This window comes from Sphingomonas sp. FUKUSWIS1 (assembly GCF_000733135.1).
Classification (GTDB): Bacteria; Pseudomonadota; Alphaproteobacteria; order Sphingomonadales; family Sphingomonadaceae; genus Sphingomonas; species Sphingomonas aerolata.
In genome coordinates this window covers 15,664-21,383 of record NZ_JPJC01000116.1, presented here as the reverse complement: position 1 = coordinate 21,383, position 5,720 = coordinate 15,664, and the positions used below count along the sequence as shown (strand labels likewise).

Annotated in this window: 6 protein-coding genes; 3 read left to right on the top strand and 3 right to left on the bottom strand. The window is 68.5% G+C overall.

The window, feature by feature from the left end:
- Positions 1-157 precede the first annotated feature (157 nt).
- Positions 158-1,918: a DUF885 domain-containing protein gene (locus sphsw_RS08290; RefSeq protein WP_031440191.1), complete on the bottom strand. Its 1,761-nt coding sequence runs from the start codon at positions 1,916-1,918 to the stop codon at positions 158-160.
- A 128-nt stretch (positions 1,919-2,046) separates the two neighbouring features.
- On the opposite strand from sphsw_RS08290, the gene sphsw_RS08285 reads away from it, so the two are divergent.
- On the top strand, positions 2,047-2,871 hold the full coding sequence (locus sphsw_RS08285) for an alpha/beta fold hydrolase (protein ID WP_031440190.1): 825 nt from the start codon (positions 2,047-2,049) through the stop codon (positions 2,869-2,871).
- Positions 2,872-2,913: 42 nt separating this feature from the next.
- Here the strand turns inward: sphsw_RS08285 and sphsw_RS08280 are convergent, their stop codons facing one another.
- Entirely contained in the window at positions 2,914-3,246 is a 333-nt protein-coding gene (locus sphsw_RS08280) for an FtsB family cell division protein (RefSeq protein ID WP_042466854.1), read from the bottom strand.
- 23 nt (positions 3,247-3,269) lie between these two features.
- Complete coding sequence (gene eno / locus sphsw_RS08275; protein ID WP_031393148.1) at positions 3,270-4,550, bottom strand: phosphopyruvate hydratase; 1,281 nt, start codon at positions 4,548-4,550, stop codon at positions 3,270-3,272.
- Positions 4,551-4,703: 153 nt separating this feature from the next.
- Between eno and sphsw_RS08270 the strand changes: the two genes are divergently transcribed.
- On the top strand, positions 4,704-5,213 hold the full coding sequence (locus sphsw_RS08270; protein WP_031440189.1) for a hypothetical protein: 510 nt from the start codon (positions 4,704-4,706) through the stop codon (positions 5,211-5,213).
- Positions 5,214-5,217: 4 nt separating this feature from the next.
- Entirely contained in the window at positions 5,218-5,571 is a 354-nt protein-coding gene (locus sphsw_RS08265; RefSeq protein ID WP_235188327.1) for a phage holin family protein, read from the top strand.
- Positions 5,572-5,720 lie beyond the last annotated feature (149 nt).

Genomic DNA, 5,720 nt, shown 5'->3' with positions numbered 1-5,720 from the left:
CGGCGCGGGCACGACGCCGCCGCTGGTCGCCGCCGGCATGGCGCTGGTCGCGGGCCTGTGCAGCGTGTCGCGCCTGCGCCCCTCGATCCGCAACCCGCCGATCGACGAGACGCGCGACGTCCAGCCCGCCGCGCAGGCGCGCTAGCCGCCGGTTCGCTCAGAACGCCGCGATCGGCCTCGCCTCGCCCAGCATCGCCTGCCGGACCAGCGGGATCGGTGGCCCGCCATAGCGCAGCAGCCGGTCGTGGAACGCCTTCCACGCACGCCGCCCGCCCCGGCCCGCGGTCCAGTCCTCGCGCAGCCGGCGGATCATCAGCTTGCCCATCGTGTAGTTGAGATAGGCCGGATCATAGGTCCCGCGCAGCGCCTGTTGCCGCGCATTGCCCTCGTCCTGGTAACATTGATCGACGAACAGCGTGAACGCCTCCGCCTGGGTCATGCCGCGCGCATGCATCCCGATCGCGGCGAGGAACCGGCAGTCGCGCAGCAAAGCGTTCGACAGCTGGCCGATATGGATGTCCGCGCGGCCGCCGCCCAGCCCCGCCTCCCACATCATCTCCTCGGCATAATGCGCCCAGCCCTCGGCATAGCCATAGCCGACGAACACCCGCCCGATCAGCGACGGCACGCGATTGGCGTGGAGGAAATGGACGAAATGCCCGGGCATCGCCTCGTGGATCGAGGTGAAGAGCAGGTCCGCCTTGCCCGGCACGAACGCGTCCCGCACCGCCTGCGTCCAGCGCGGATCGGGCGGCGAGATGTAATAGACCGACGGCACGCCGCGATCGAACGGGCCCGGCGGATCGATATAGGCGAGATTCTGCCGGCTATAGGGCGGGCTCTCCTCGACCAGCGCCTGTTCGCTGCCGGCGAGCGTCAGCAGGTCGCGCCGGACGATGAACGCGCGCAGCATCGGGATCTGGCGGCGCGCCTCGGCGACCGGTCCGTCGACCGGCTTGTCCGCATTCACCTGCGCCAGACAGTCGCGGACCGTCAGGCCGAACGCGAACCGGGCACAGGCCGCGGCGAGCGCACGTTGGTTGCGCGCCAGGTCGGCCCGCCCCGCCGCCTCGAGCGTCGCGATCGGCGTGTCGACCCCTTCGGTCTCGCGCAGCATCTTCGCGAACAGCGCGGGCCCCAGCGCGAACGACCGTGTCGCGCCCGGCCGCTGCGTCTCGACCCAGAGCGCCAGGTCGCGCATCGCCTCCGACGCGGTCATCGCCGCATCGGCGAGCTCGCGCTGCAGCCCCTCGTCCGCGACCCCGGCGAACGCCTTGACCGAATCGTCCATGTAATAGGACGCAAAGCCGCGGAACGCGTTGGCGGCATAGTCGATATGGCTGATCGGCATTGGCGTCGCGAGGTTCGCGCGGATCTGCAGCGTCGCCGCCGGGATCCGGCGCAGCAGCGCGATCAGCGCGCGCATCCGCCGGACCGGGTCGGCATAGGCACGCACGACATAGACATTGGGATCGAGCCCGCCCGCGACATACCAGGCCGGGTTGCGATGCGGCGCGTCCGCCGCCTCGAGCCAGAACAGCTTGTCGCGCGCGACCATCACTAGATAGTCGCGCTCGAACCGCTGGTCGGGGCTGAGCGCCGCCGCCTCGAACCGCCCCGCCGCCGCGATCGACCGGTGCAGGAACGCCGCCTGCCGACCCAGCCCTTGCGCGCTCCAGTCGGGCAGCCCGCCATCATGCTCATGCCGCCCCTGATAGACCGCAAAGGCCGGGTCGAGCGCGAACCACGTGGCGACGAACCGGTCGCGGAACGCGGTCCACGCATCGGGCGCGATCGCAGCGACGGGGGCGGTGACGGGCGTGGCGGCGACGCGGTCCCGCGTCTGCGGATCGTCGGGCGTACAGCTGCCCAGCGCCAGCAGCAGCGCCGCCGTCCTCGCCGGGAACCTCGTCCGCATCAATCTCCCCCCTCACGCCGTAGCGTGCCCGCAATGCTGCCAGCGGAATCGCGCGGACGCCAGAGTTGGAACGGCCAATAGCCCGGACCGTTGACGTGAGGACTTTGGCGACAACCCCGGAGATTGACATGCCCTTCATTAAAACCCGCGACGGTACAGACATTTACGTCAAGGACTGGGGCAGCGGGCGGCCCGTGATCCTCACCCATGGCTGGCCATTAAATGCCGACAGCTGGGATGCGCAGGCGATGGCGCTGGCCGAAGCGGGCTTCCGCGCGATCGCCTATGACCGCCGCGGCTTCGGCCGGTCGGGCCAGCCCTGGTCGGGCTATGACTATGACACGCTGACCGACGATCTCGCCGACGTCATGGCCGCGACCGGCGCGACCGAGGACGCGACGCTGGTCGGCTTCTCGATGGGCGGCGGCGAGGTCGCGCGCTACATGAGCCGCCACGACGGCAAGGGCGTGATCGCCGCCGGGCTGATCGCCTCGGTCGTGCCCTATATGCTCAAGACCGACGACAATCCCCACGGCGTGCCCGAGGCAACACTCGCCGGCATCGGCAACGGGATCCAAGAGGATCGCCCCGCCTTCTTCCGCACCTTCCTGCAGCAGTTCCTGGGCGTCGGGTTCATCACCTCGCCGGTCAGCGACGAGATGGTCGACTGGGTCTGGGGTCTGGCGATGCAGGCGGGGCTGCGCCCGACGCTCGCCTGCGCCGAGTCGTTCGGCCATACCGACTTCCGTACCGACCTCGCCGCCTTCCGCGTGCCGACGCTGATCGTCCACGGCACCGCCGACAAGACCGTCCCGATCGACGCCACCGGCCGCGCCGCGGCCAAGGGCATCGCGGGTTCGCAGCTGGTCGAATATGACGGCGCCCCGCACGGGCTGACGCTCACCGAGAGCGACCGCTTCACGCAGGATCTGCTGCGCTTCCTCGGCCGGTAACCCCGCCTATCAATCCTCCCCCGCAAGGGGGAGGATCGTAAGTCAGTTCCCCAGCGGCACGATCACCTCGTCCGGGTGCGCGACGTTCAGCTCCTTGCGGACCATCTCGTCGACCATGTCCGGATTGGCATGGTCCGGGTTGAGCAGCGCCACCCGGTTCTTGAGCACCTCGCGCTTGCGGTCGAGCACGGCATAGTCGCGCTCCCGCTTCGCCAGCTGCCGCTTGTAATCACCGTACGCGAACATCCCGTTCGGCCCGAGCACGGCATAGGCGCCGAAGAACGCCATCAGCGTCAGCCCCAGCGCAGGCCAGGCGGCCTTGCGCATCGTCCGCCGCAACTTGGTGCTCTTCGTCGTGCTGGTCGTGCGCGCCATGGGGTCCTCCGGGTCTTAGCCTATCAGCCGCCGATCAGGATGTCGCGACCCGCATAGCGCGCCGCGTCGCCCAGCTCTTCCTCGATCCGGATCAGCTGGTTGTACTTGGCGAGCCGGTCCGACCGCGCAAGGCTGCCCGTCTTGATCTGCCCGCAATTGGTCGCGACCGCGAGGTCGGCGATCGTCGAATCCTCGGTCTCGCCCGAGCGATGCGACATCACCGCGGTGTACTTGGCGCGCTGTGCCATCGACACGGCTTCCAGCGTCTCGGTCAGCGTGCCGATCTGGTTGACCTTCACCAGCAGCGAATTGGCATAGCCGCCCTCGATCCCGCGCTTCAGCCGCTTCGGGTTGGTCACGAACAGATCGTCGCCGACCAGCTGGACCTTGTCGCCGATCAGGTCGGTGAGCGTCTTCCAGCCCTCCCAGTCGTCCTCGCCCATGCCGTCCTCGATCGAGAAGATCGGATAGCGGCGCGTCAGGTCGGCCAGATACTCGGCCATCTCGGCGCTCTCGAGGATCTTCCCCTCGCCCGAAATGTCGTACTTGCCGTTCTTGTAGAACTCGGTCGCGGCGCAATCGAGCGCGAGCATCACGTCCTCGCCGGGCTTGTAGCCGGCCTTCTCGATGCTCGACATGATGAAGTCGAGCGCCTCGGTCGTGCTGCCGATGTTCGGCGCGAAACCGCCCTCGTCGCCGACGCTGGTCGACAGGCCCTTCGCGCTCAGGCCCTTCTTCAGCGTGTGGAAGATCTCCGAGCCGCAGCGCACCGCCTCGAGGATGTTCGATGCGCCGACCGGCACGATCATGAATTCCTGGAAATCGATCGGGTTGTCGGCATGCTCGCCGCCATTGATGATGTTCATCATCGGCACCGGCAACAGATGCGCCTGGACGCCGCCGACATAGCGGTACAGCGGCAGGCCGCGCGCTTCGGCGGCCGCCTTGGCCGCGGCCAGGCTGACGCCCAGGATCGCGTTCGCGCCCAGCCGCGCCTTGTTCTCGGTGCCGTCGAGCTCGATCATCGCGCGGTCGAGGTCCGACTGGTCCTCCGCGTCCATGCCCAGCACCGTGTCGGTGATCTCGTCATTGACCGCATCGACCGCGCTGTCGACGCCCTTGCCGCCCCAGCGCGTGGCGTCGCCGTCACGCTTCTCGACCGCCTCGTGCGCACCGGTCGAGGCGCCCGACGGCACCGCGGCGCGGCCGAAGCTGCCATCCTCGAGCAGGACGTCGACCTCGATCGTCGGATTGCCCCGGCTATCGAGGATCTGGCGGGCGTGAATGTCGATGATTGCGGTCACGTAACGATGCTCCTACAAATCCCCAAGCTGGTCGATCGCCCGGGACGTTCGCGCTGCCTCTACCGCCTCGCGTCATATCGGGCAATCAGGCCGACTAGGGGAACCGTGCCTGCGCACCGGTGTTGAGGGCGTAGCATTTCGAAAGGGACGACCATGGCCGATACCGACGCACAGCCGATGACCACAGGCGATGTCGCCGCCGCCGGCACTGCCACCACCGCAGAGCCGCTGAAGGGCGGCGTCATGCGGCTCGACGACGCCGCTGACACCACCGGCACCAAGGCGACCGAGGCCAAGCAGGTGATCAAGGACAATGCCAGCAAATATGGCCAGCAGGCCGCCGACAAGGCGCGCCTGTTCGCCGAGGACGGCAAGGCCCGCGCCGGCACCGCGCTCGAGCAGGTCGCACAGCTGCTGACCGACGCCGCCGCGCAGGTCGACGACAAGCTCGGCGCACAATATGGCGGCTATGCCCGCAGCGCCGCGGACAGCGTCTCGGGCTTCGCCGAGCAGGTCCGTAGCAAGGACATCGACGCACTGGTCGACGACGTCACCGCGCTCGTCCGCAAGTCGCCCGCCGTTGCGGTCGGTGCGGCCGCGGCCCTCGGCTTCGTCGTGGCACGACTGGTCCAGTCGGGCATCGATGCAAATCCGAAGGACTGAGGTCTTGGCGGATCCCATCCCCTTTGCGCTCGATGGTGACGAAAGCCTGACCGCGGTCGTCGGCCGTCTGGCCGGCGAGACGCGCGCGCTCGCGACCGCGGAAATCGCAGTGTACAAGGCAAAGTTCGGCGAGACGGCAACGGCGTACAAATCGGCGGCGATGTTCTTCGCCATTGCCGGGGTGTTGGCGCTGGCCGCGTTGATCGCACTTCTGGTCGGTGCGATCTTGACGCTGGCGACGCTGGTGGGGCCAGGATGGGCGACGGCCATCGTCGTCCTTGTCGTGCTGGCGATTGCCGGCGCGCTCGCGATGGTCGGCAAGTCGAAGCTTAAGCCCGAAAGCGAGCCCGCCACATGACATCCGCCAAAGTCGCCGCCGCAGAGATCGAAGCGGCCCTCGCCCGCCAGCGCGTCATGATGACGATCGGGCAGTTGCAGGACCGCCTCAATCCGCGTCGGCTGGCGCTCAACGCCAGCCGCGACGTCGCCGATGTCGGCACCGCCGCG